The organism is Mycobacterium kyorinense, from assembly GCF_001672775.1.
Classification (GTDB): domain Bacteria; phylum Actinomycetota; class Actinomycetes; order Mycobacteriales; family Mycobacteriaceae; genus Mycobacterium; species Mycobacterium kyorinense_A.
This window is the reverse complement of sequence record NZ_LZKJ01000078.1, coordinates 48,036-73,171: the sequence shown is the minus strand read 5'-3', so window position 1 is coordinate 73,171 and position 25,136 is coordinate 48,036. Positions and strand designations below refer to the sequence as shown.

Annotated in this window: 25 protein-coding genes and 3 pseudogenes; 13 read left to right on the top strand and 15 right to left on the bottom strand. The window is 64.6% G+C overall.

Annotated elements, in window-relative coordinates; translation table 11 throughout:
• The 10 genes from A5707_RS08050 to A5707_RS08010 all read right to left on the bottom strand — a co-directional run bounded on the left by A5707_RS08050 (nt 1) and on the right by A5707_RS08010 (nt 8,495).
• A complete protein-coding gene (locus tag A5707_RS08050; protein WP_065013971.1) occupies nt 1-492 on the bottom strand; it encodes a hydrogenase maturation protease in 492 nt (163 codons plus the stop codon).
• An 18-nt stretch (nt 493-510) separates the two neighbouring features.
• On the bottom strand, nt 511-630 hold the full coding sequence (locus tag A5707_RS24915; RefSeq protein WP_419866400.1) for a DUF6893 family small protein: 120 nt from the start codon (nt 628-630) through the stop codon (nt 511-513).
• Nucleotides 618-1,973 carry a hypothetical protein gene (locus A5707_RS08045; RefSeq protein WP_065013970.1) on the bottom strand — a complete coding sequence of 452 codons (1,356 nt, stop codon included), beginning with the start codon at nt 1,971-1,973 and terminating at the stop codon, nt 618-620. The genes A5707_RS24915 and A5707_RS08045 overlap by 13 nt, the downstream gene beginning before the upstream one ends.
• Nucleotides 1,970-2,611: a DUF6084 family protein gene (locus tag A5707_RS08040; RefSeq protein WP_065013969.1), complete on the bottom strand. Its 642-nt coding sequence runs from the start codon at nt 2,609-2,611 to the stop codon at nt 1,970-1,972. The genes A5707_RS08045 and A5707_RS08040 overlap by 4 nt, the downstream gene beginning before the upstream one ends.
• A complete protein-coding gene (locus tag A5707_RS08035) occupies nt 2,608-3,234 on the bottom strand; it encodes a DUF5947 family protein (protein ID WP_065013968.1) in 627 nt (208 codons plus the stop codon). The genes A5707_RS08040 and A5707_RS08035 overlap by 4 nt, the downstream gene beginning before the upstream one ends.
• A 70-nt stretch (nt 3,235-3,304) precedes the next feature.
• Nucleotides 3,305-4,186, bottom strand: a complete 882-nt coding sequence (locus A5707_RS08030) for a NifU family protein (protein ID WP_065013967.1) — start codon at nt 4,184-4,186, stop codon at nt 3,305-3,307.
• A 3-nt stretch (nt 4,187-4,189) separates the two neighbouring features.
• Nucleotides 4,190-5,983 (bottom strand): nickel-dependent hydrogenase large subunit, encoded by a 1,794-nt coding sequence (locus tag A5707_RS08025; protein ID WP_065013966.1) that lies wholly within the window; start codon nt 5,981-5,983, stop codon nt 4,190-4,192.
• Nucleotides 5,984-6,009: 26 nt separating this feature from the next.
• Nucleotides 6,010-7,065 carry a hydrogenase expression protein HypE gene (locus A5707_RS08020; protein ID WP_065013965.1) on the bottom strand — a complete coding sequence of 352 codons (1,056 nt, stop codon included), beginning with the start codon at nt 7,063-7,065 and terminating at the stop codon, nt 6,010-6,012.
• 298 nt (nt 7,066-7,363) lie between these two features.
• On the bottom strand, nt 7,364-8,149 hold the full coding sequence (hypB, locus tag A5707_RS08015; protein ID WP_065013964.1) for a hydrogenase nickel incorporation protein HypB: 786 nt from the start codon (nt 8,147-8,149) through the stop codon (nt 7,364-7,366).
• 10 nt (nt 8,150-8,159) lie between these two features.
• Nucleotides 8,160-8,495, bottom strand: a complete 336-nt coding sequence (locus A5707_RS08010; RefSeq protein WP_065013963.1) for a hydrogenase maturation nickel metallochaperone HypA — start codon at nt 8,493-8,495, stop codon at nt 8,160-8,162.
• A gap of 130 nt (nt 8,496-8,625) precedes the next feature.
• Here A5707_RS08010 and A5707_RS08005 point away from each other — a divergent pair, with 130 nt between their 5' ends.
• Both A5707_RS08005 and A5707_RS08000 read left to right on the top strand, forming a co-directional pair.
• On the top strand, nt 8,626-9,033 hold the full coding sequence (locus tag A5707_RS08005; RefSeq protein ID WP_065013962.1) for a DUF302 domain-containing protein: 408 nt from the start codon (nt 8,626-8,628) through the stop codon (nt 9,031-9,033).
• 162 nt (nt 9,034-9,195) lie between these two features.
• Complete coding sequence (locus A5707_RS08000; protein ID WP_065013961.1) at nt 9,196-9,693, top strand: homocitrate synthase; 498 nt, start codon at nt 9,196-9,198, stop codon at nt 9,691-9,693.
• Between the two features lie 5 nt (nt 9,694-9,698).
• Here the strand turns inward: A5707_RS08000 and A5707_RS07995 are convergent, their stop codons facing one another.
• Together A5707_RS07995 and A5707_RS07990 are read right to left on the bottom strand one after the other, a co-directional pair.
• Nucleotides 9,699-11,174, bottom strand: coding sequence for a cytochrome P450 (locus A5707_RS07995; RefSeq protein ID WP_065013960.1), 1,476 nt, complete (start codon nt 11,172-11,174; stop codon nt 9,699-9,701).
• A 164-nt stretch (nt 11,175-11,338) separates the two neighbouring features.
• Nucleotides 11,339-12,817 (bottom strand): cytochrome P450, encoded by a 1,479-nt coding sequence (locus tag A5707_RS07990; protein WP_065013959.1) that lies wholly within the window; start codon nt 12,815-12,817, stop codon nt 11,339-11,341.
• Between the two features lie 106 nt (nt 12,818-12,923).
• Here A5707_RS07990 and A5707_RS07985 point away from each other — a divergent pair, with 106 nt between their 5' ends.
• Nucleotides 12,924-13,583, top strand: a complete 660-nt coding sequence (locus tag A5707_RS07985; RefSeq protein ID WP_065013958.1) for a TetR/AcrR family transcriptional regulator — start codon at nt 12,924-12,926, stop codon at nt 13,581-13,583.
• A gap of 22 nt (nt 13,584-13,605) precedes the next feature.
• Nucleotides 13,606-14,466, top strand: a complete 861-nt coding sequence (locus tag A5707_RS07980; protein WP_065013957.1) for an SDR family oxidoreductase — start codon at nt 13,606-13,608, stop codon at nt 14,464-14,466.
• A 1-nt stretch (nt 14,467) separates the two neighbouring features.
• Here A5707_RS07980 and A5707_RS07975 read toward each other — a convergent pair whose 3' ends face one another.
• Both A5707_RS07975 and A5707_RS07970 read right to left on the bottom strand, forming a co-directional pair.
• Nucleotides 14,468-15,502, bottom strand: a complete 1,035-nt coding sequence (locus A5707_RS07975) for a DNA polymerase IV (protein WP_065013956.1) — start codon at nt 15,500-15,502, stop codon at nt 14,468-14,470.
• Nucleotides 15,499-16,101, bottom strand: coding sequence for a TetR/AcrR family transcriptional regulator (locus A5707_RS07970; protein WP_065013987.1), 603 nt, complete (start codon nt 16,099-16,101; stop codon nt 15,499-15,501). Before A5707_RS07970 ends, A5707_RS07975 begins: the two co-directional genes overlap by 4 nt.
• Nucleotides 16,102-16,193: 92 nt before the next feature.
• Here A5707_RS07970 and A5707_RS07965 point away from each other — a divergent pair, with 92 nt between their 5' ends.
• The 8 genes and pseudogenes from A5707_RS07965 to A5707_RS07940 all read left to right on the top strand — a co-directional run bounded on the left by A5707_RS07965 (nt 16,194) and on the right by A5707_RS07940 (nt 22,716).
• On the top strand, nt 16,194-16,745 hold the full coding sequence (locus A5707_RS07965; RefSeq protein ID WP_065013955.1) for an NAD(P)H-dependent oxidoreductase: 552 nt from the start codon (nt 16,194-16,196) through the stop codon (nt 16,743-16,745).
• A gap of 439 nt (nt 16,746-17,184) precedes the next feature.
• On the top strand, nt 17,185-17,424 hold the full coding sequence (locus A5707_RS07960; protein ID WP_065013954.1) for a redoxin NrdH: 240 nt from the start codon (nt 17,185-17,187) through the stop codon (nt 17,422-17,424).
• A 17-nt stretch (nt 17,425-17,441) separates the two neighbouring features.
• Entirely contained in the window at nt 17,442-17,891 is a 450-nt protein-coding gene (nrdI, locus tag A5707_RS07955; RefSeq protein ID WP_065013953.1) for a class Ib ribonucleoside-diphosphate reductase assembly flavoprotein NrdI, read from the top strand.
• Nucleotides 17,858-18,421, top strand: a pseudogene (locus A5707_RS24850) (ribonucleotide reductase N-terminal alpha domain-containing protein); the annotation flags it as partial. The gene nrdI and the pseudogene A5707_RS24850, both read left to right, overlap by 34 nt.
• Nucleotides 18,410-19,615, top strand: a pseudogene (locus A5707_RS24845) (LAGLIDADG family homing endonuclease); the annotation flags it as partial. The pseudogenes A5707_RS24850 and A5707_RS24845, both read left to right, overlap by 12 nt.
• A 24-nt stretch (nt 19,616-19,639) precedes the next feature.
• Nucleotides 19,640-21,256, top strand: a pseudogene (nrdE, locus tag A5707_RS24840) (class 1b ribonucleoside-diphosphate reductase subunit alpha); the annotation flags it as partial.
• Nucleotides 21,257-21,279: 23 nt separating this feature from the next.
• The gene (locus A5707_RS07945) at nt 21,280-21,804 is read left to right on the top strand and encodes an AAA family ATPase (RefSeq protein ID WP_082969334.1); all 525 of its coding nucleotides are present in this window, start codon (nt 21,280-21,282) and stop codon (nt 21,802-21,804) included.
• Nucleotides 21,805-21,975: 171 nt separating this feature from the next.
• Nucleotides 21,976-22,716, top strand: coding sequence for a TetR/AcrR family transcriptional regulator (locus tag A5707_RS07940; RefSeq protein ID WP_065013985.1), 741 nt, complete (start codon nt 21,976-21,978; stop codon nt 22,714-22,716).
• Here A5707_RS07940 and A5707_RS07935 read toward each other — a convergent pair.
• Nucleotides 22,713-24,284, bottom strand: coding sequence for an MFS transporter (locus A5707_RS07935; RefSeq protein WP_065013951.1), 1,572 nt, complete (start codon nt 24,282-24,284; stop codon nt 22,713-22,715). The genes A5707_RS07940 and A5707_RS07935 overlap by 4 nt on opposite strands.
• A gap of 102 nt (nt 24,285-24,386) precedes the next feature.
• Here A5707_RS07935 and A5707_RS07930 point away from each other — a divergent pair, with 102 nt between their 5' ends.
• Complete coding sequence (locus tag A5707_RS07930) at nt 24,387-25,052, top strand: TetR/AcrR family transcriptional regulator (protein ID WP_065013950.1); 666 nt, start codon at nt 24,387-24,389, stop codon at nt 25,050-25,052.
• The last annotated feature ends 84 nt before the right edge of the window (nt 25,053-25,136 follow it).

Sequence of the window (25,136 nt, the reverse complement as noted above, 5' to 3'; positions counted from 1 at the left end):
TCAAACCTCCCGCAGTTCCGCCTCGGCACGCAACATCGCCACCGCCGATTCGACCTCTCGCACAGCCTCGGGGACAGCGCCCAGAACCTGGTCGGACAGGCCGATTCCCTCACCGACGTCGGCGACTTCGCACCCGACGACGACAGTGCGCGGCGGAACCCCTCCCAGCGCCCGCAGACTCGCGAACACCGTCGCCGGATCCATGCTGTGCGCGTCGAGACCGGCGGGGGCGCCTTGCGATTCGTGGTCAGCTTCGAAAACGTGTACCGTTCCGGGTGCTCCCCGGTTGGGTACCGCGTCGACGAGCACCAGCGCGTCCCAATTCTCCAGCAGGTCGTAGGCCAGGTGCATCCCGCCGATGCCGTAATCGGTGGCGCGCAACGTATCCGGTTCGGTCAGTCGTTCGCACACACGACGCAACACCTCGGGTCCGAAGCCGTCGTCGCCGAGGAAGATGTTGCCGATGCCGGCAATCAGGATGCGGGACGCCATAAAGCTACGTTACTCGCGCTACATGTGCCGGATCTTCAAGTAGCGCCGAGCATCCGGCAGCGACACGAGCCCCATCAGGACTGCCGAGAAGACGACCAGCGCCAGGATGCCGATGAACACCCACCCTACGATTTCCATGTCGGACTCCTTTCTGCGATGTGTTGAGCTTCGAGCGGTTCGACTTCGTCGGGCGCGAAGTACAAATAGCGGCCGTACCAGTCGTGCAGGTCGGCTGCCGGGTCCTCCTCGACCACCACCCCCACATGCTGATGGCCGTCGACGTCTTCGTGGACCGAGGTCACCCGAGCGGTCTTGCCGGAGAAGAACAAATCCTGCGCGTCGGCGCGCCGCGACGGGTGCAGCCGGACCCGGCTCCCGCGTGCGACCCGGATGCCGTCGACCAGGACGGCGTCGATGTCGGGGTGGACGGCGGTGTCGGCCAAGGGATCCCACCATTGGACGCCGTCGGGTATCTCGGGGATCAGGTCGGGATCACTGAGCTTCGGGTCGCGCAGCACGCCGTGCAGCCGCTGCATCGCCTCGGGAGACATCGCATCGCATCGGTCGATGAGCTGAGCCGCCAGCGGATCGGTGGCTCGAGCCTGAGCTTTCTCCTCGTCGGTCATGGTCATCACCCGCAGGGTCAGGATCTCGTCGATCTCGGTGGAATCGTAGAGTGCACCCTGGCTCTGCTCGGCGACCTCGGGATGGTCGTAGAGGATGATCGGCGACACCAGCAGCAGATCGGATTCGCCGGGCGGGCCGGCCAACACCGGGAAGCAGCGGTGCTGTCGGCAGCGGGCGGCGGCGGCTGCTGCGTGCTCGGGCGGCTCCAGCAATGAAACAAACGCGCCGCCAACGGCTTCGGCAATGACGTGGGTGCCGATCAGCGACCTGGCGATGGCATCGGCTTTATCGATCGCTGCAGCCCCGGTATTGGTCAGCGTGACTGTGACCCGGTGCAGGCCCTCGTCTTCCGGTTCGACGCTGATGGTCAACGACGCGGACACCGCCTGCCGGGTGCGTACCAGCCTGCCGCCGTCTACCGGCTCGACATCAGTTCCCGACGGCGCCTCCACCGGCAGCGTCCACTGCCCGAAAGCGCGGTCGCCGATGTCGAAGGGCCCGAACGGCAATTCGACTTCGACGGCCTCGTCCCAGGACAGCCACGTCCGCGACGGCGTGGTCAGCTCGTCGACCGGTTGGTAGTGCCGGCCGCCGGTGTCGCGCTCGGCGCCGCGGTGCTGCAGTTGCAGGAAACGCACCACCAGTTGAAGAGCGTCGACACCGTCGAGGAGGAACTGTGTCGAAAGGCTGTCATCCTCGCCGACGCCGGCGTCAGTTGCCCCAGGAGGACCGAGAACACCCCACTGCCAACGCGATTGGTTCTTGTTCGACGATGCCCGGTACGGGTAGAGCAGGTAGCCTTCGTAGAGCACGGCATCGGCGACCGTGCGGGCCCAAGCCCAGTTCGCGCTCATCGGACTTCCTCACGCGTCGCTGCCAGCAGAGCGGTGACTGCTTCGTCGAGGCTCAGCAGTCCGCACGCGGACTTGTACTCGGCCAGCGCCGCCACCGTGTCGTGGTCGAGACGTACCCATCCGCTGGTGGGATAGTGCTGACGCATCAACTCCCGCCACACCGAGACCGGCATCGCGTAGCGGTCTTCGCAATCCCACGGCACCTGCTGCACCGAAAAGCCGCGCTCACCCGCCATGAAAACGGTTCCGCTGAACAGGAATTGCAGCGGCAACGCGCCGTCACGTAATGCGTGAAGGTATTTGGCGGCGGCCACCTCGAAGTCGTAGGTGCACTCCAGCGGCAGCGCTACGGTGGCGGCGCCGGTGAACCCGGCCACCATCGCCGCGCAATGCTGCCACAGGAATGTGTGCTGGGTGGTGGCCCAGCGTTCCCGCGGCCCGAACAAGTCGACCAGCCCAGCGGCCTCCTCGTCGGTGTAGCCGCGCCGCAGCGGGTCAATGCGGACTTGGCAGCGCAGCGCGATCGCATGCACTGGTTCGTCTCCGGTGGTCGAAACCGCGACTTGCGCAGTCAGCACCGGGGTCAGCGCGTACGGTTCCGGGGCGATGTCGACGACGGTGAACGACAGCCCGGTCATGAGCGCCGCTCCTCACTGCGAGCGGCCAACGTCGCAAAGAAGTCGTCGATGAACGCACGGGCTTCCTGCCCGCCGTCGAAGCCGCGCCACAGCGCGCGTAGGCCGCCGACGAATTCGTAGCAGGCATCGATCGGCACCAGATAGCACACGGGCTGACCGGTTTCCGGGACGCGCACCAGCAGCGCCTCGACGTCGTCGGCCAGCAGACCCACCCTGGGGTCGGCGGCGCTGATGGCGTCCCAGGCCTGCAGGTCCAACTCCGATTCGCAGGCACCCGCGGGTCCGGGGTAGAAGGCGACGGTGCGTCCCAACGCCGAGTTGTGGAAGAAGAATGCCAGCCCGACCGGGATCTGCAATGCCTCCCACGTGCGACGATCCAACGCGAACTCGGGGAACGACAGATAGCGGTCGGGCACCGCGCGGTAGCGCAACTCGGCGTGGCTGTCCGTGAACAGCAGATAGCAACCCCGGCATACACACATCAGTTGGCGCCCAGCCACATTGACGACATGCTGGTGGGCGTCGGCGATAGCTTCCGAGCACATTTCGCAGCGCTGCCCGGCCGGCTGCGGGGCACGCCGGTTGCCGGTGATGCGGGACAGCACGTTGTACGGACTAGTCACGTGCGCCGCTCTCCCCCGCAAGCGGGAGGTGCCCCCACCTCATCGCTGCACTCTGCATCGTCGCGGCGCGTCATGCCGGGGCGCCCATCGGCTCGCTCGGCACTGCGATGGACAGCACCCCGTCGCGCATCAAAAGCGGCATCGGCTCCAGGTGCGACACGGCGTCCAAGCCGATACCCGCGTGCACGACGTCGAAAAACGCGTGGCAGACCGGGCAGCGCAACAGCGCGTCGTGCAGCTTGGCGCCCGTCAACGATCCGTCGCACACCGGGCAATGGTCGCGGTAGGCGTAGAGCTGATCACCGATCCGACAGGCCAGCACCGACCTACCGCCGACAGCGAAGCCGCCGACCTCACCGGCGGACAGGTCGGCTAGGTCAGCCACCGGATGCCAGGCCGGCGAGCCGTTGTGACGGACCTTGGCCAGCAGCGAGTCGGCCGGTATCACCGCGGCCACTGGCTCGGCGCTGACCACTTCGATCGACGAAATCTCCGGTGCCGCAGAGCGGATCGCGTCCTCGACGGCCAACTCCAAGGTCACCGCCGAGGACGGACAACCGTTGCAGCTGCCGGCGAATTGCAGTCGGACGGCGTCGCCGACGATGTCGACCAGGTGCACGTCGCCACCGTGTGAGCCCAGATAGGGCCGCACCCGTTCCAGTGCGTCGGACACCCGCCGGTGCACGCCGTGCGGGTGCAGACCGTGCACCAGCAGCAGGCTGGCCACCAAGTCGTCGGCGGCCAGCCGATCGATCACGGCTGGATCACCAACCAGATCCACGATCTTCGACAGCGCGGCGCCGTAGAGCTCGACGACCTCACCGACCAGCTGCTCGGCGCGCTCCCGCGCCGCGACCCCGCCCGCCGACGTCGAGTCCAGCAGCGTCTGGATCCGATCGCCCGCCGTGCGCCATTGCGCGTCCCCGCCATGTTTTTCCGGGCGATCAGCCATGCATCACTCCATCGATTGGGTCGGCGAGTGCAGCCGTTCCAGCGTCTTGCCCTTGCCGAGATACATGTGCACTCCACACGGCAGGCACGGGTCGAAGCTGCGGACCGTGCGCATGATGTCGATGCCCTTGAAGTGCTCGCGATCGTTCTCCTCGAAGATCGGCTGGCCTTGCACCGCGTCTTCGTACGGCCCCGGCGTGCCGAAGCTGTCGCGCGGGTTGGCGTTCCACGGGGTGGGCGGATACGGGTGATAGTTGGCGATCTTGCCGTCCCGAATCACCATGTGGTGGCTCAGAACTCCGCGCACCGCTTCGGTGAAGCCACAGCCGATGCCCTCCTTGGGCACCTCGAACTTCTCCCAGGTCTTGGTGCGGCCGGCCCGGATCTCGGCCAACGCCTTCTCGGCGAAATACAGGCCGCAGGCCGCTGCGTAGGCCTGGAAGTAGGTCCGCGCCCGGTCTCGCTCGATGGTGTTGGATCCGTGCTGCGGGATCTTCCACTCGAATTCGACCGGGCCTCGCAGCGCTGTCTTGGGCAGGTTGATCTGCACGCTGTGGCCCGTCGACTTGACGTAGCCGATGTCGACCAAGCCGGCCAGCGCGGTGGCCCACAGCCGGGCCAGCGGACCGCCGCCGGTGTCTAGCGCCAGGTGGTCCTTGCCGTCGAACCAGCGTGGCGACATCACCCAGCTGTAATTGCCGCCGTCCAGATCGCGCTTCTGGGGGTGCGGGTTGGTGTGCTGGTTCCACGGGTGGCGCCGGTCGACAGGGTTGCCCAGCGGGTCGGTCTTGACGAACATCTCCTGGTCGGTCCAGTCGTCGTAATACGAACTGCCCAAAAGGATCCGGATGCCCAGGTTGATGTCGACCAGTGAGTGGGTGACCAGCTTGCCGTCGACCACCACGCCCGGCGTGACATACATGGCGTTGCCCCAGCGCTCCATGTCCTTGTAGGCGAAGTTGCACACCTCGGGGTCCTGGAAGGAGCCCCAGCAGCCCAGCAGGGTGCGGCGCAAGCCGACCTTCTCGTAACCGGGGATGGCTTCGTAGAAGAAGTCGAACAGGTCGTCGTGCATGGGCACGACCTTCTTCATGAACTCCACGTAGCGCATCAGTCGGCTCATGTAGTCGGTCATCAGCTGTACAGTCGCCACTGTGCCCACCCCTCCGGGGTACAGCGTGGACGGGTGTACGTGGCGGCCTTCCATGAGGCAGAACATTTCCCGCGTGTAGCGGCTGACTTGTAATGCCTCGCGATAGAACTCGCCGCTGAATGGGTTGAGCGCGCGCATGATGTCGGCGATCGTCGTGTAGCCGTGCATCTCGGCGTGCGGTGCCGCGGTGTTCTCGGCTCTGCTCAGCACACTTGGATTGGTCTCGGCGACCATCTTTTCGCAGAAGTCCACACCGACCAGGTTCTCCTGGAAGATGTTGTGGTCGAACATGTATTCCGCGGCCTCGCCGAGATTGACGATCCACTCGCCGATGTGCGGCGGCTTGACACCGTAGGCCATGTTCTGCGTGTAGCAGGAGCAGGTGGCGTGGTTGTCACCGCAGATTCCGCAGATTCGGCTGGTGATGAAATGCGCGTCGCGGGGGTCCTTGCCCTTCATGAACAAGGAGTAGCCGCGGAAGATCGACGATGTGGAGTGGCATTCCACGACTTGGTTGTTGTCGAAGTCGATCTTGGTGTAGATGCCGAGGCTGCCCACGATCCGGGTGATCGGATCCCACGCCATTTCGACCAGTTGGCCGGGTTCGCGCTTTGCCAGGGAAGGTTCGGGGATGATCGTTGTCATCGAACTTCACTCTCTCTTACGTGTGGCTACCAGGTGCGCTGCAGGCCCGTGGTGAGTTCGGCGCCCTTGTGCCGCCACCGCGGCTCCTTGTCGAGGGTGCGGTTGGTGATGCCGCGCAGGTTGCGGATCAGTGAGCCGTACAGCCCGGAGGCGGCGGTGGACACTTTGCCGCCGGGTGGCTCGTCCATGAACGGCATGAACTTGTCCGGGAACCCGGGCATGGTGCAACCGATGCAGATACCGCCGACGTTCGGGCAGCCGCCGACACCGTTGATCCAACCCCGCTTGGGCACATTGCATTTCACGACAGGACCCCAACAGCCCAGCTTCACAATGCATTTCGGCGACCCGTATTCGGTGGCGAAGTCGCCCTGCTCGTAGTAGCCGGCCCGGTCGCAGCCTTCGTGGACGGTGGCGCCGAACAGCCACTGAGGTCGCAGAGCGTCGTCGAGCGGAATCATCGGCGCCTGCCCGGTCGCCATGTAAAGCAGGTAGGTCAGGGTCTCCGACAGGTTGTCCGGGTGGATCGGGCAGCCGGGGACGCAGACAATCGGAATTCCGGCCTTGCTCTTCCAGTCCCAGCCCAGGTAGTCGGGTACGCCCATCGCCCCCGTCGGGTTGCCGGCCATCGCATGGATGCCGCCGTAGGTGGCGCAGGTGCCGACCGCGACCACCGCGGTTGCCTTGGGCGTCAGTCGGTCCAGCCATTCGCTGGTGGTCATCGGCTGGCCGGTTGCCGGATCGTTGCCGAACCCGCACCAATACCCTTCGTTCTTGATCGCTTCGTTGGGGATCGAGCCCTCGACGACGAGCACGAAGGGGTCCAGTTCACCGCGGTCGGCTTTGAAGAACCATTCCAGGAAGTCGTCGGCGCCGCCGGTGGGTCCACATTCGAAGTCGATCAGCGGCCAATGCACCGCGATCTTGGGGAGGCCAGGCAGGGCGCCGAGTGCGATTTCCTCGATGCTGGGCTGGGTGGCGGCAGTCAACGCCACCGAATCGCCGTCGCAACTTAGGCCCGCGTTGATCCACAGCACATGGATCAAAGTTTCTTCCGCTTTGACTGCTGCTTCCGTTGGCATGCCGCAGCTTTCCGGGGCCAGGGCTGATTGCTTGGCCCCTGGCACCGCCGGAGTCGACCGTCGGCCCGCCTACGCGGCGCTAGTTTTTGGGTCTACTCCCGCTTACTTGCGTTGTCAACGGTCCGCTAGCAAATTGGGGTAACCCGTCCAATTTTCCGGATTCTCAACGGCCTTGGGGCCGCCCCTGCGGTGTCGGCGCGTGGGGTTGAAATGCACGTTGGTAGTCCTGCGAACAACTTGCATGTGTTGTCATACAAGCGGTTTGCAGCGATGCGGGCGGGGTGGGCGGCCCACGTTGTCAGGCCGGATCGCCTGCCGCGAACCGCCGCAGCCAGCCGAACCAGGCCGACATGCCGTCTCCGGTGCGGGCGCTGACCGGCAAAACCGTCGCGGTCGGATTGACCTCGCGAACATGGGCGATATAGGAGTCGACGTCGACGTCCAAGTGGGGCACCAGGTCGATCTTGTTGAGCAGGACAACGTCGACGGCGCGGAACATCACCGGGTACTTCTGCGGCTTGTCATCGCCTTCGGTGACCGAATAGACCATGGCCTTGGCATGTTCGCCGACGTCGAATTCGGCTGGACAGACCAGGTTTCCGACGTTTTCGATGATGACCAGATCCAGCGCGCTGAGCTCGAGGCCCTGCAGCGCGCGGTTGACCATCGGGGCGTCGAGGTGGCATTCGCCGCCGAACCCGTTGCCGGTGTTGAGCAACGAGATCTGCGCGCCCCGCCCGCCCAGCTTGGCGGCGTCGAGGTCGGTGGCGATGTCGCCTTCGATGACTCCGACGGCCAACTCGCCGGCGAGTTCGTCGAGGGTGGCGGCCAGCACCGTCGTCTTCCCCGAACCGGGCGAGCTCATCAGATTCAATGCGCGAACACCGTTGGACTCGAACGCATTTCGGTTGTACTCGGCACGGACATCGTTTTCGGCGAAAATCGCCTCCAATACGTCGATCCGCTGCGAGCCGGTGTCATAGCCGCTGTGGTCTCCGTGCTCGTGCTCGTGCTCGTGCTCGTGCTCGTGCTCGTGGTCGTGCGTGTGCACGGTGCCGTCGTCGTGTCGATGAAACCTGCCCATCGTCAGCCCCCTATGAAACGTCCAGCGAGGTCACCAGAAACTCTTCACCGCGCAGCACCTCGACATCGGCGCTCTCACACTGCGGGCACAGCAGGCACCACTGCGAGGTGATCGTCGACGGCTGGCCGCAGGACCGACACCGCACCTCCGCGCTGACCAACTCGAGCTCCAGCTCGGCGTCGGGCATGTCCTCGTACTCTCGGACGAGCGTCCAGCAGAACGACAGCGATTCGGGAACCACCTGGCGCAGGGCGCCGATCCGGACGCGGACGACGTCGACGTGGCGGCCATCGGCATACGGCTTGACCGCCCCGGCGATCGCCTGGCACAGCGACAGCTCATGCATGGGCGGCTACCGCCGCGGCGGGCTGACGGCACGGGAGGCCCATGGGCACCGTTTTACACCTCGCGGCCCGTCAAGGTGGCCGAGTGGGCGCAAAACCGACGCACAATGGAAGACGAGAGAGGAGCCGACTATGGCCATTTCGTTATCGACCACCCTGCAGACCTCATTCGACGACGCGGTTGCCCGGACTCGGGAAGCGCTCGCTGCAAAGGGCTTTGGCGTGCTGACCGAGATCGACATGAAAGCGACGCTGAAAGCCAAACTCGGTGAGGACATGGAGGATTACCTGATCCTCGGCGCGTGCAACCCGCAGTTCGCCCACCAGGCGGTCAACGTCTACCGGCAAATCGGGGTGCTGCTGCCCTGCAACGTCGTGGTGCGCCGAGACCCAGACGCGCCCGACAGCGTGATCGTCGACGCGATGGACCCGCGACTGATGGTCGAGGTGACCAAGGAGTCCGGGCTCGATGACATCGCCAACTCGGTGACCGGCCTGCTGCAAGAGGCCCTCGAAGACCTCGCCGGGCGCTCGGCCTAACCACTTGCACCGGCCCGGCGTCGGCGACTAACCTCAGTAATCGTGCAACATCTTGTCGTAGTAGCCAGCACCCGCAGCGGGGTCTGATCCAGACCGACCCCCCGCTGTGGGTCGGAAGCTACTACCCGTCGGTCATTCCTGCAGACCAGAGAAGACCGGCTCATGACAATCCATCTCGGCGCCGATACCGCGCCCGCCCCGCCCGAACCGCTACAGGCCCGCTTTGGTGGCATTCCGCTGCCGCGTGAGCTCCGGGAGGACGCCAACACCATGTCGTGGAGCACATTCACCGCCGAATATGCGCCCAGCGCCGGGCCGCTGCGGCTGGGCAACTGGGAATGCGCCGACACCGGCCGCCCCGCCACCCGGCTGGGGCCCCAGGCCCGCACCTTCCAAGCCACGCTCGGTATCGGCGACCGCATTGAAACCCTGACCGCCACCGCGACGGGCCCGGTTGCCGCGCTGACCGAGATGCTCTACACGTGCGGCATCGCGGTCGAGATGCTGCATTTTCATCAACTGCGCTCAGACGATGCCATCGCGACCTTCATCCAGGGCAGCGACGGTGCCCATGCCGAGTGGGCGATGGGCTGGTCTGACGACGCGACGGACTCCGCGCTACGGGCGGTCATCGCCTGCGCAAACCGACTGATCAGCTGACGAAATTACAGCGGGCGCAGCACGATCGGCATGCCGTCCATCGGGATCGGCATGCCGCCGTAGTCCCAGCGCGGCTGGTAATCCGGCCGGGCCAGTTCGAGGCGGTAGCGGCGCAGGAGCCGGTGGATGACGGTTTTGACCTCCAGCCGGCCGAACACCATTCCGATGCACTTGTGCGCCCCGCCGCCGAACGGTGCGAACGCGTAGCGGTGCTTCTTGTGTTCGCTGCGCGGTTCGGTGAACCGTTCAGGGTCGAACTTCCGGGGCTCGGTCCACAGCTCAGGCAGCCAGTGATTCATCCCCGGCCAGGTGACCACATTGGTGCCGGCCGGTACGTAGTAGCCCAGCAGATCGGTGTCGCGCACGGTCCGGCGCATATTGAACGGCAGCGGGGTCACCAGCCGCAGCGACTCGTCCATCACCAGGTCCAGTGTCTCGAGCTTCTCCAGCGACTCGATGTCCAGCGGGCCGTCGCCCAGCCGGGCCGACTCGTCGCGGCAGCGTTCCTGCCACTCCGGGTTGGCCGCCAGGTTGTAGGCCATCGTCGTGGTCGTTGACGTGGAGGTGTCGTGGGCGGCCATCATCAAAAAAATCATGTGGTTGACGATGTCCTCGTCGCTGAAGCTGTTGCCGTCGTCGTCGGCGGTGTGACACAACACGGTGAGCATGTCGGTGCCCTCGGCGTTGCGGCGCTCGGCGACCCGTTCGGTGAAGTAGTCCTCGAGCACCTTGCGCGCCCGCAGCCCCTGCCACCACTTGAAGGGTGGGACGGGTGTGCGGATGATGGCTCCGCCGGCGCGGGTGGTGGTGGTGAACGCCTGATTCACCTTGGTGACGAGGTCATGGTCGGTGCCCGGTTCGTGGCCCATGAACACCACCGACGCGATATCGAGGGTGAGTTCCTTCATCGCCGGATGGAACAGGAAGCGCGCGTCGTTGGTGGGCCAGTCGTGCACGATCGCCGTCGCGACCCGGTCGATGTGCTCGACATAGCCCGTCAGCCGGGTGCGGGTGAACGCTTCCTGCATGATCCGCCGGTGATACATGTGCTCGTCGAAGTCGAGCATCATCAGGCCGCGGTTGAAGAACGGGCCGATGACCGGGTGCCAACCTTCTTGGGAGAAGTCCTTGTTGCGGTTGGAGAAGATGGCCTGGGTGGCGTCGGGGCCGACGGCGACGATCGACGGCAGGATCGGTGAATCGGCGAAGAATACCGGGCCACGCGTCTGATACAGGTGCAGCGGGAAGTCGGGGCCTTCCCGGAACATCTCGATGATGTGGCCCAGCAGCGGCAGCCCCGAGTCGCCCATCACCGGCTTCAGCCCACTGCCGGCCGGCGGCTCGGCCAACTCGCGCTGCTTCCAGTCGACGGTCAGCAGCCGCTTCTCGATCATCCCCATGCCCGGGATGGTGTTGACCGTGGGAATCAGCCGACGCTTGGCCTGATCAAGCAGGTAGCGGGGGGTGCTGATGGTCGCCATCGAGGCTCCTTACCGTTGTGGCAGCCGTCACTGAACCCCATCCTGACCTCGAAACTTGACGCCTGTCAAGTTTCTTCGATTTCGCGCCGACTGTGCGGATCCATACGCCTGTGCCGGCGCGTCGCGTACGAAACCACACACTCGGCGCTAACGGCGACGTCGTCCTACAGCGGCCGCAACACGATCGGCATGCCGTCCACCGGCACGGGCATCCCGGCGTAGTCCCATTTCCCCTTGTATCCCGGGTGAGCCAGCTCCAGCCGGTACCGCCGCAGCAGCCGGTGCAGGATCGTCTTGATCTCCAGTCGGCCGAACGCCATGCCGATGCACTTGTGCGCGCCGCCGCCGAACGGCGTGAATGCATAGTGATGACGCTTGTGCTCGTTGCGTGGCTCGGTGAACCGTTCGGGGTCGAAGGTGAGCGGATCCGTCCACAGCTCCGGCAGCCGATGGTTCATGCCGGGATAGGCGATGACGTTGGTGCCCTTCGGCAGGTAGTAGCCCAGCAGGTCGGTGTCGCGCACGGTTTGGCGCATCGCCCACTGCACCGGGGTCACCAGCCGAATCGACTCGTTCATCACCAGGTCCAGCGTCTCGAGCTTCTCCAGCGACTCGATGTCCAGTGGGCCGTCGCCGAGCCGGTCCGACTCGTCGCGGCAGCGGTCCTGCCACTCCGGATGCGCGGCCAGGTGGTAGGCCATCGTGGTGGCCGTCGAGGTCGAGGTGTCGTGGGCGGCCATCATCAAAAAGATCATGTGGTTGACGATGTCCTCGTCGGAGAACCGGTTACCGTCCTCATCCTCGGTCTCGCACAGCACCGTCAGCAGATCGTTGCCTTCCTTGCCGCGCCGCTCCTTGACGCGGGCGGCGAAGTAGTTCTCCAGCAACTGCCGCGCTTTGAGGCCACGCCACCACGTGAACGGCGGGACGCTGGAGCGGATGATCGCGTTGCCGGCGCGGGTGGTGATCGTGAAGGCTTTGTTCACCTTGGTGACCAGCTCATGGTCGGTGCCCGGTTCGTGGCCCATGAACACCATCGAGGCGATGTCGAGCGTGAGCTCCTTCATCGCCGGGTAGAGCAGGAACCGCGCGTCGTTGACCACCCAATCGTTGGCGACCACCTGAGAGACAACCTTGTCCATCTGCTCGACGTACCCGACCAGCCGGGAGCGGACGAAGGCTTCCTGCATGATCCGCCGGTGGAACATGTGCTCCTCGAAGTCGAGCAACATCAGCCCGCGATGAAAGAACGGCCCGATCACCGGAACCCAACCCTGCTGCGAGTAATCCTTGTTGCGGTTGGAGTAGATGACTTGGGCGGCGTCGGGACCCAGCGCCGCGACCCCGGGCAGCACCGGCGAGTCGCCAAAGACGAGCGGGCCTTTGGTGCGGTAGATGAACATCAAATAGTCGGGTCCGCCCCGCAGCATCTCGATGATGTGGCCGAGGATCGGCAGCCCAGCGTCGCCCATGACCGGCTTGAGCCCGCTGCCCGGCGGCGGGTCTGCGAGCTTTCTCGGCGGGAACTCGGTGTTCAGCAGTCTCCGCTCGACGGCGCCCATCCCGGGAAAATTGTTGAACGACGGAGTGAACCGGCGTTTAGCCTGGTCGAGCAGGTAGTTCGGGGTGCTGATGGTCGCCATTGACGCTCCTCACCGATTGTGGCCTCCGTCACTCAAAACCCATCCTCAAGACCGACTTGACGACTGTCAAGTTTCGTTTTCTCCTGGTGTAGTGCAAGGTCGAAGTGTGAGCACACAGCAGGAAGCTCGGCGGACCGCCGATCAGTCTCCGGCTGCTTCCGCCCCGACACGACGCGGCGACAGGCAGCGGCAGGCGATCGTGCACGCGGTGCGTGAGCTGCTGGAGGAGAAGCCGTTCGCAGAGCTGTCGGTCAGCACGATCAGCGACCGGGCAGGTGTGGCCCGATCGGGTTTCTACTTCTACTTCGACTCGAAATACTCGGTGCTGGCCCAAATTTTGGCCGAGGCGACCCAGGAACTCGAGGAGCTCACCCAGTACTTCGCGCCGCGCGGGCCCGACGAGTCGCCGGCGGCGTTCGCCACGCGGATGGTCGGCAGCGCCGCGATTGTCTACGCACACAACGATCCGGTGATGTCGGCGTGCAATGTCGCCCGCAACACCGATGCCGAAATCCGGGAGATCCTCGATCAGCAGGTCGACGGTGTGATCACTCAGATCATCGGAGTCGTCGAGGACGAGTTGGCGGCCGGCACTGCGCATCCCATCAGCGACGACATCCCGGCGCTGGTGCGCACACTGGCGGTCACCACCGCGCAAATGCTGTCCGGAGACACCACCTACCTCGGCGCCGACCGCGACGTCCAGCGCGGGATCCGGGTGCTTGAGCAGTTGTGGCTGGCGGCGTTGTGGGGTGGCCGGACCTAGCGCGCCGGTATTGTCTACCGCCATGGCTCAGACGACCTACGCGGGTAAGAGGTGTTTTCTCACCGGTGCGGCCAGCGGCATTGGCCGCGCGACCGCGTTGCGGCTCGCCGCCCAGGGTGCCGAGCTTTACCTGACCGACCGCAACGCCGAGGGATTGGCGGAGACGGTGGCCGACGCTCGCGCATTGGGTGCGCAGGTCCCCGAGCACCGAGCGCTGGATATCGCCAGCTATGACGACGTGGCCGCCTTCGCCGCAGACATCCACGCCAATCACCCGAGCATGGACATCTTGATGAACATCGCCGGAGTCTCGGCGTGGGGGACCGTCGACCAGCTCAGTCACGAGCAGTGGAGCAAAATGGTCGCGATCAACCTGATGGGCCCGATCCACGTCATCGAGACGTTCATTCCGCCGATGATGGCCGCCGGCCAAGGCGGGCACCTCGTCAATGTGTCGTCGGCTGCCGGACTGGTCGCGCTGCCCTGGCACGCTGCGTACAGCGCCAGCAAGTACGGTCTGCGCGGAGTATCGGAAGTGCTGCGCTTCGACTTGGCTCGGCACCGGATCGGGGTGTCGGTGGTTGTGCCCGGGGCGGTGCGAACGCCGTTGGTCAACACCGTCGAGATCGCCGGCGTCGACCGCGACGACCCCCATGTGAGCCGGTGGGTGGATCGCTTCAGCGGGCATGCCGTCTCACCGGAGAAGGCGGCTGACAAGATCCTGGCCGGCGTCGCCAAGAACCGCTTCCTGATCTACACCTCGGCGGATATCTGGGCGTTGTACACGTTCAAACGAGTGGCGTGGTGGCCCTATAGCGTGGCGATGCGCCAAGTCAACCGGTTCTTCACGAAGGCATTGCGGCCAAATGCCTTGCCGCGCTGACTTAGCCAGGCATCTGCAGTTCCAGGCGCACTCCGAGCAGGCGAACCGGGCGATCGAGCTCGAAGAGGTCCAGCACCCGCAGCGCAGCAGCGACGACGGCGTCGGGGTCAATGCTGGGTTGGTCAAGCTTGCGGATCTTGGTGCGGGTGAAAAACGTTGCGGTGCGCATGGTGACGGCCACCCGGGTCACGATCCGCTGTTGAGCGACGACTTCGCCGAGCGCGCGCTGCGCCAATTCGGTTACTGCTGCCTCCATTTCGTGGCGGTCGGTGAGATCACGCGGGAAAGTGATGACGTGGCTGCGTGACCGCGGCACCCATGGCTCGGCGCTGACCGTGTCGTCGCCACCGCCATTGGCCACCAGCAGCAACCACAGCCCTGTTCGTGATCCGAAGGTCTTCGTCAGCAATCCGGTGTCGGCGTTGGCCAGCTGCCAGACGGTGGTGATGTCCAGGGCGGCAAGCTTTTTCGTGGTCTTGGGCCCCACACCCCAAAGCGCGTCGACAGGCCGGTCGCCCATCACCGACATCCAGTTGGCGTCGGTGAGTTGATAGATGCCAGCCGGTTTCGCGAAGCTGGTGGCCACCTTGGCGCGCTGCTTGTTGTCGCTGATGCCGACCGAACAGGACAGCCCGGTTTCGGTCGAGACGACGGTACGGATCTGTTCGGCGAGCTCCAGCGGTTCGTCGACGTCGGCGCCGACGAATGCTTCGTCCCAGCCCCACACCTCCACCGGGTGTCCCAGGTCCCGTAGCGCCCCCATCACCTGGTCAGAGGCGGCGTCATAGGCGGCGGAATCCGACGGCAGAAAGGTGGCTTCCGGGCAGCGGCGCGCAGCGATGCGCAGTGGCATCCCCGCGCGCACCCCCGACTGCCGGGCTTCATACGAGGCGCAGGTGACCACCTTGCGCGGCTCGGTCGGATCACCGCTGCCGCCGACGATCACCGGCAGTCCCGCGAGCTCGGGATGGCGGCGCAGTTCGACCGACGCCAGGAATTGGTCGAGGTCGACGTGCAGAATCCAGCGGGCAGTCATTTCCCGCAGAGCTTGCGCGCCAGGCTTTCCCAGCCCGCCCCCAGCGTCTCGAGGGTGTGGCCGCGGGCAGCGAGCTGATGCTCGACGTAATCGACGTCGAGCAGAGCCAGCAGAGCATCGGTTTGCGCATCGAGGTCGCCAGTGGTGCCGGCTGAGGCCAGCAGCATCCGGACATGAGTCCGCTGCACCATCGCGGCGGCGCCATAGCGGGTCAGCGGATCGCGGTTGGCCGCCGACAGCAGTGCGTGGTGGCGATGGACAAAGCACAGCCGCTCACGCCCGAACGCCACCAGCCGATCCAGCGGCGGCGCATCGGGGCCCAGCGGCGGCGGGCCGAACAAAAAGGCTTGCTGACTGGACCGCTCGTCCTCGTCGAGCAGCACCATCATCAGTCCGGCGCGGCTGCCGAAGCGGCGGAACACCGTGCCCTTGCCGACCCCTGCCGCGGCGGCGATGTCGTCCATCGTGACCGCGTCCGCTCCGCGCTCGGCGATGAGTCGGCGCGCGGCCTCCAACACCAGGGCACGGTTACGGGCCGCGTCGCCACGCTCGATGGGAGTGGACACCGGTAGCCCACCTCGCCAGTCGACGACGCTCACCACTGCACTGTAACGCGCCCGGAATAAAGCGGACTATGGTCCGGTTAGGCCGTGCAAGGATGTAGCACGGACAAGGCGAAGGGAATTCGACGATGGCGGACATCAAGGTATTGGCGCTGGTGGGAAGTCTGCGGGCGGCCTCGGTCAACCGGCAGATCGCGGAGTTGGCCGCCGACGTCGCGCCCGACGGGGTCACCGTGACCGTCTTCGACGGGCTCGGCGCGTTGCCGTTCTACAACGAGGACCTCGATTCGGCCGACAATGCCGACTTCCCCGCGGCGGTGAGGGCCTTGCGGACCGCGGCTGCCGAGGCCGACGCCGCGCTGGTGGTCACGCCCGAATACAACGGCAGCGTGCCGGGCGTGCTGAAGAACGCGATCGACTGGCTGTCCCGGCCGTTCGGCAACAGCGCGTTGAAAGGCAAACCGCTGGCCGTCATCGGCGGGTCGCTAGGCCGCTACGGCGGTATCTGGGCGCACGACGAGACCCGCAAGTCATTCGGCATCGCCGGGCCGCGCGTCGTCGAGGCAATCAAGCTCTCGGTGCCCCTGGCGTCGCTGAACGGTACGCACCCACGCGAGCATGCCGAGTTGGTTTCCAATGTGCGCGACGTGGTGGGCAAGCTGGCCGCCGAGGTGAGCTAGCGCCTGCCCGGCAAGTTTGCTGTGGCGAGCCGGCGAGAATCGTTGGCCGGTAGTTGTCGGTGGTCGATGGTAGATCTGAGCGCATGGATCCCACCCGGCCGGACACAGCCGGATTGTGATCTACGACACGCCGATGACGCTCGCCGCAGTGGGCTTACGACCAGGGAATTTCATGAATGTTGTTCAGAATATCTTGTATCTCTTCTTATTGACGGCCACTAGGTGTAGTGTTCCGGACACCGACAGGCCCCGGGCACACCTGGTCAGCCGGGCCGCGCCGAAAGACTCGATATGCTTGATGAAGAGTCGCCGATGCGGTTGGCGAAGATGGGAATTTCGGGTCATGGCGGGCTGCTGAACCAGCAGTGCAGACGCAGTACCACAGTAGTTGCCAGTCCGTGTCAAGTTCGTCATCTTCCACAGAGGAGTGGTATCGCCGATGAGCATCACCGTTTACACCAAGCCGGCGTGTGTGCAGTGCAACGCCACCTACAAGGCGCTGGACAAACAGGGCATCGCTTACGAAACGGTCGACATCTCGATCGACAGTGAAGCGCGCGACTACGTGATGGCGCTGGGTTATCTGCAGGCCCCGGTCGTGGTGGCCGGCAACGAGCACTGGTCGGGCTTTCGTCCGGACCGGATCAAGGCGCTGGCAAGCGCTGCGCTGAGCGCATAGCCGGTCAGGAGATCGCGGTGCAGTCGTGCAGCCTGGTGTATTTCTCCAGCGTGTCGGAGAACACCCATCGCTTCGTGCAGAAGCTGGGCATTCCGGCCACGCGGATACCGCTGCACGGCCGCATCGAGGTGGACCGCCCTTACGTTCTGGTGCTGCCTACTTACGGCGGTGGCCGGGCCACTCCGAATATCAATGACGGCGGATATGTCCCCAAGCAGGTCATCGCCTTCTTGAACAACGAACACAACCGCTCGTTGATCCGCGGCGTGATCGCCGCGGGCAACAACAACTTCGGTGCCGAATTCGCCTATGCGGGCAACGTGATCTCCCGCAAGTGCGGCGTTTCGTACCTGTACCGCTTCGAACTGATGGGAACCCCGGACGACGTAGACGCCGTCCGCGCCGGTTTGGCTGACTTTTGGAAGGACGACACGTGCCACCAACCGCCGCAACTGCAGAACGTGTAACGCCGGCCGGGCACAACACGTTGCCGGGCGAGACGGACTATCACGCCCTCAACGCGATGCTCAATCTGTACGACGCCGACGGCAAGATCCAGTTCGACAAGGACCGGGAAGCCGCGCATCAGTTCTTCTTGCAGCACGTCAATCAGAACACGGTGTTCTTCCACAATCAGGACGAGAAGCTCGACTACCTGATCCGCGAGAACTACTACGAGCGTGAGGTTCTCGACCAGTACTCGCGCAACTTCGTCAAGACGCTGCTGGATCGGGCCTACGCCAAGAAGTTTCGGTTCCCGACGTTTCTGGGTGCGTTCAAGTACTACACCTCCTACACGCTGAAGACCTTTGACGGGAAGCGGTATCTGGAGCGCTTCGAAGACCGGGTGGTCATGGTGGCGCTGACGTTGGCCGCCGGTGACACCAAATTGGCCGAGCAGCTCGTCGACGAGGTCATCGAGGGCCGCTTCCAGCCGGCCACCCCGACGTTTCTCAACTCCGGCAAGAAGCAGCGCGGTGAGCCAGTGAGCTGCTTTCCGGCCGGAACGCCGGTTGACACACCTGACGGGCCGAAGGCGATCGAGACTTTGCAGGCCGGTGACCGGGTGCTCTCGCACGACGGATCCTTTTCCGTAGTCGAGTCCGTTGTCGAGAACCCCAATGACCAAGCCCTGGTCTCGATTTCCCACTTCGGGCACAAAGAGCCGATCCGATGCACTCCGGAGCACCCGATCCTCGTGTGGACAACCCGTGAGGTCGAGAGTCTCATCGACGGCGATGGTGCTGATCCGTTCAATGGATTTGTATGGCTAGCGGCCAAAGACGTTCAGCCTACGGATTTCATCGTGACGGCGGCCCCGTTGGAGGGGCGCGAGCCGCGCGTGTATGACCTGATGAAGTATGTCGGCTCGGGCGTGTACGAAGAGGTCGACGGGCTCATCCGCAAGGTCAACTCCGACGCGAAGCACCGCAGCAAGCAGCGCCACCGGATCGGCTTCGTTTCGGTGAACCGCTACGTCGAAGAGTCGTACGACCTCGGCCTCATCCTTGGTTGGTACGTCGCCGAAGGCCACATCTCCAAGCGATCAGGATCTGATGGGGTGACGCCCAACGGTATTCACTTCACCCTCGGCGCACACGAAATCGAATATCAGCAGGAGTTGGCCGCGGCGTTCAAGCGGGTATTCGCGGCCGACCTTGCTGTCCACCACAGTGTGTCGGATCAGTCGGTACGGATGGTTTGCAACAGCATGGTCGTCGCCTCGCTGTTCCTCTCCATGGTTGGGACGGGATACCACGCAAAACGGTTGTCTCACGACGTCTTGACAGCCGATGAAGAGTTCCAGTGCGGACTGTTAGACGGGCTGTTCCGCGGCGACGGGTGCTGCACCACCGGCGGTATCATGCTCGACCTGGTGAATCCGGAGCTGATCGATCAGGTACAACTCCTCCTGCGTCGAGTCGGCATCATGTCCACAGTCCGTCAGTACGTCAACCAAGCAGGCAACCTGACGGGGCAGGTCTTCGTCCCCGGGCTGCCCGGCACCAATGAAGAGTTCATTTTCGATGTCGGCAAGAACCTATATAACTACGTAGGCCGAAAAGGATCGTCGCGCAAGACTTATCAGGTCGTAGGTGGGCGGCATGTGTACGGGATTCGCGAGCTGAAGGGTACGCAGGAAATTCCGGACACGGTGTATAACCTTCACGTCGAGGGCACTCATACCTACACGATTCGTGGCGCAGTCGTCCATAATTGCTTCCTTTTGCGCATCGAAGATAATATGGAGTCGATCGGGCGCTCGATCAACTCCGCACTGCAACTTTCCAAGCGCGGCGGGGGAGTCGCGTTGCTGCTGAGCAACATTCGTGAACATGGTGCGCCGATCAAGAACATCGAGAACCAGAGTTCGGGCGTCATCCCGATCATGAAGCTGCTGGAGGACTCGTTCTCCTACGCCAATCAGCTCGGTGCTCGCCAAGGCGCCGGCGCGGTCTATCTGCACGCTCACCACCCCGACATCTACCGCTTCTTAGACACCAAGCGGGAGAACGCCGACGAGAAGATCCGGATCAAGACGCTCTCGCTGGGCGTGGTGATCCCGGACATCACCTTCGAGCTGGCCAAGAAGAACGAGGACATGTACCTGTTCTCGCCGTATGACGTCGAACGGGTCTACGGTGTCCCGTTTGCCGACATCTCGGTCACCGAAAAGTACTACGAGATGGTCGACGACTCCCGCATCCGCAAGACCAAGATCAAGGCACGGGAGTTCTTCCAGACAGTGGCGGAGCTGCAGTTCGAGTCCGGTTATCCCTACATCATGTTCGAGGACACGGTGAACCGGGCCAACCCGATCGAGGGCAAGATCACCCACTCGAACCTATGCTCGGAGATCCTGCAGGTGTCCACGCCGTCGTTGTTCAACGATGACCTGTCGTATGCCAAAGTGGGCAAAGACATCTCGTGCAATCTGGGGTCGCTGAACATCGCCAAGACCATGGACTCCCCGGATTTCGCGCAGACCATCGAGGTGGCGATCCGGGCCCTGACGGCGGTCTCTGATCAGACGCACATCACCTCGGTGCCCTCGATCGAACAGGGCAACAACGACTCGCACGCCATCGGGCTCGGCCAGATGAACCTGCACGGCTACATGGCTCGAGAACGCATCTTCTACGGCTCCGACGAGGGCGTCGACTTCACCAACATCTACTTCTACTGCGTGCTGTATCACGCGCTAAGGGCGTCGAATCGTCTTGCGATTGAACGCGGAACACATTTCAAGGGCTTCGAGAACTCCAAGTACGCGTCGGGGGAGTTCTTCGATCGCTACACCGAACAGGTGTGGGAGCCCGCGACGCCCAAGGTGCGTGAGCTCTTCGCCGAGGCCGGCATTCGCATCCCGACGCAGGATGACTGGCAGCGGTTGAAGGAGTCGGTGCAGGCGCACGGCATCTACAACCAGAACCTGCAGGCGGTGCCGCCGACCGGGTCGATCTCCTACATCAATCACTCGACGAGTTCGATCCACCCGATCGTGTCCAGGGTCGAGATCCGCAAGGAAGGCAAGATCGGCCGGGTTTACTACCCGGCGCCGTACATGACCAACGACAACCTGGAGTACTACCAGGACGCCTACGAGATCGGCTACGAGAAGATCATCGACACCTACGCAGCGGCCACCCAGCATGTGGACCAAGGGCTTTCGCTGACGCTGTTCTTCAAGGACACCGCCACCACCCGCGATGTGAACAAGGCGCAGATCTACGCCTGGCGCAAGGGCATCAAGACGCTGTACTACATCCGGCTGCGCCAGATGGCCCTCGAGGGCACTGAGGTGGAGGGCTGCGTCTCCTGCATGCTGTAGGACGACGCGCAAGAACCGGCAGGGTGACCGTTGTGACGGGGCCGCCGGGAGCCGGCAAGACAACCATCGCCAGACTAGTCGCCGACAAGCTCGAACTCAGCGTGCACCTGCACGCTGACGACTTCTGGCGCTGTATCCGGCAAGGCGCCGTCGCGCCGCACCTGCCTGAAGCGCATCACCAAAATACGATTGTCATTGGTGTCCTAGCCCAAAGCGCTTTTGGCTATGCCGCGGGCGGTTACGACGTTATCTGCGACGGCATCATTGGCCCCTGGTTCCTCGACGCATTCCGCGCCATGAGCACCACCAACAGGATCGACTTGCACTACCTTGTGCTGCGCCCCGACGAGTCCGCCACGCTCCGTCGCGCTACCAGTAGAACCTCCGCCGATGCACTGACCGAACCCGAGCCGATCCGCTCGCTTCATCATCAGTTCAGCAACCTGGACGCGCTCGAAGCACACGTACTGGACACCAGCCACATGAACGTTGCAACCACCGTCGAAGTCGCCCTACGCGGTATCACCACCGGGCGATACCGACTCTAGTGATCTCGCCGATCCGCGGGTCTCGTCAATTGCTCCGGCGGCGCCCAATGTGAAGCTATTGCGACTTTTCGGCGCTAGTCTCACAACCACTTCACGCTCGGCGAAGTTGGAAGACAGGAGCACTGACCGGTCTGCCCAGGTCAGCGGGGCCTAAGCGGTACAGTGCTTGGCGTGGTGAGAATTCCCCGGCCCCATCCCGGCGCAAAACCGGGCGGCAAGGTCGACGCGCGCAGCGAACGTTGGCGCGAGCACCGCAAAAAGGTTCGGGGTGAAATCGTCGAGGCGGCCTTCCGCGCCATCGACCGGCTGGGGCCGGATCTCAGCGTCCGCGAGATCGCCGAAGAGGCCGGCACCGCCAAACCCAAGATCTACCGGCATTTCCACGACAAGTCAGATCTGTTCCAGGCAATCGGGGAACGGCTGCGCGACATGTTGTGGGCGGCGGTCTTTCCATCGGTCGACTTCGCCACCAGCTCGGCCCGCGACATTATCCGGCGCAGTGTCGAGGAGTATGTCAACCTCGTCGAGCAGCATCCCAACGTGCTGCGGTTCTTCATCCAGGGCCGCTTCCCGGAGCGGTCCGAGTCCACGATGCGCGCTTTGAACGAGGGCCGCGGCATCACCTTGGCGATGGCCGAGATGTTCAACAACGAGATGCGGGAAATGGACCTCGACGCCGCCGCGATCGAACTCGCCGCATTCGCCGCATTCGGTTCGGCGCAATCGGCCACCGACTGGTGGCTGGGCCCCGAGCCGGACAGCCCGCGTCGCATGCCGCACGACGAATTCGTGGCGCATCTGACGACGATCATGATGGGCGTCATCAGCGGCACCGCCGAGCTACTCGGCATCGACCTGAACCCCGATTTGCCGATTCACCAGGCGGCGCCGCGCGACACCGCCGCGAGCTAGTTTTCGCCGCGGCGCACCAACAGGGCGACCAGCGCGCCGATGCCGGCCGCCACCGCGGCCACGATCATCGACGCGTGCAGGCCGACCATGAACGCGCCGTGGCTGCCCTGCGCCACCGCGTGTGCCAGCGGCGCCGGGATGCCTGGAGCTGTCGGCGAAACCCCTTGGGCCACCAGCTCTTTGGCCGCTGTCAACTTTGCCGCCACCGGTGCGGGCGTACCGGCGCCGGTGAGCTGGTCGACGAGCACCGCACCAACCCGGCTGGAGAGCACCGAGCCGAGGATCGTCGTGCCCAGCACCCCGCCCAGCTGCACCGCGGTGCTTTGCAAGCCGCCGGCCACCCCGGCGTCGTCGACGCTGGCGTTACCGATGATCGCGTCCGAGCTGGCCGTCAGCACCAGGCCGATGCCCGCGCCCAGCAGCACAAAAGCCGGCCACAGCGCCGAATAGCCGGAATCGGCTCGCAGGAACGTCAACGAGAACAACCCGGCCGCAACGGCAGCCAATCCGACCACCATCGCCGGGCGCGGACCGAACTTCTCGGTGAGCCAGCCGGACAGCGGTGCGGTGACCATCAGCGCAACGCTCAGCGGCAGCGTGCGCACACCGGTTTCGACGGGGGAGAAGCCTTGCACGTTCTGCAGGTACAGCGACAGGAAGAACACCGCGCCGAACAGCGCGAAGAAGTCGATGACGACAACGGCGGTGCCGATCGACAGCGACCGGTTGGCGAACAGCCGCATCGGCAGCAGCGGTTCAGCTGTGCGGAACTCGATCAGCACAAACACGGCCACTGCGGCCAAGCCTGCCAGCAGGACCAGCAGCGTGCTACCCGCCAGCCAGCCCCAGTTCTGCGCCTTGATCAGACCGAAGACGATCAGGAACAGGCCGCCGGACAACGTGGTGATGCCGGGGACGTCGAGACGGTGTTCGCCGCCGCTGCGACTCTCGACGATGGCGCGTCCGCCGATCAACAACGCAGCGGCGGCGATCGGCGCATTGATGTAGAACACCGATTCCCAGCTGACGTGCTCGACCAGCAGCCCGCCGACGATGGGACCGGCCGCGATCGACACCCCCGATGCGGCACCCCAGATCCCGACGGCGGTGTTGAGCTTCTCGGGCGGGAACGTCGCCCGCACGATGGCCAGCGTGCTCGGCATCAACAGCGCGCCGAAGACACCCTGCAACGTGCGCAGCGCAATGACGCCGGCGACGCTGCCGACCAGGCCAATGCCCACCGACGTGGCGGCGAAGCCGACCACGCCGATGAAGAACACCTGCCGGCGCCCAAAGCGGTCGCCGAGTTTTCCGCCGAAGATCAGCAGCGACGCCAGCGCGAGCATGTAGGCATCGGTGATCCACTGCAGGTCCGACAGCGATGCCCGCAGATCGGTGGCGATGCGCGGGTTGGCGATGGCTACCACGGATGCGTCGAGGCCCACCATGATGACGCCGATCGACACGGCGATCAACGTCCACCACGGATTGCCCCGTATCCCACGGTGGCCGGGCGCCCGGTGCCGGGCTCCGCGGGTGAGTTCGGGGGCGGTCAGGGTGACGGCCATGTATGTGCTCCATTCATATGTGGAGGGTGGTTACCACTTACGTCAGCTCGACGATACGCATAAGTGGATGCCACCCTCCAGTTCAGTAGGTATGGTTGGCCTGTGATTTCAGGCGCATCCGGGCGCGCGAAGGGAGCCAGGCCACTTCGGGCCGACGCGAAACTCAACCGGGACCGGATTTTGGCCGCGGCCGCCGAGTTGTTCGCCGAGCGTGGCCTGTCGGTGCCGCTGGAAGAGATCGCCGGCCGCGCCGGGGTAGGTGTGGCCACGCTCTACCGGCGCTTCCCCACCCGCGCTGATCTGGCGGCCGCCGCGTTCGAGCGCAACATGTCCCGCTATACCGAGGCGGTGGACCGCGCGCTGGACAATCCCCACGCCTGGGAGGGCTTTCGGGCGTTGGTCTTTGAGTTGTGCGAGTTGCAGGCGAGCGATGCTGGTCTGCGCGATTTGTTGACCACCGCGTTTCCGGCCAGCAGCGTCGTCGAGCAGCGCACCAACGAGACCGTGGAGAAGGTCAGGCTGCTCATTGGACGGGCACAGGCCGAGGGCATTCTGCGGCCCGATGTCGCCGCCGCCGACATCGTTGTCATGTTGATGGCCAACGCCGGCGTACTGAGAACCACCGGTAGCGCGGCCCCGGAGACCTGGCGCCGGTTCGCAGCGTTGATGGTCGACGCGTTTCGGTCCCGGCCCGAGGCACCGCTGCCGCCTGCTCCGCCCGAGCAGCAGCTGCGTCAATCCATCGCCCTATTGACCGACGGGCGCTGAAGTACCCGGTACCGGCGTTCCCAGGTAGGATCGACGGTTATGACACGCGTCGACGACGATGCAGAGCGAAGCGATGAGGAGCGG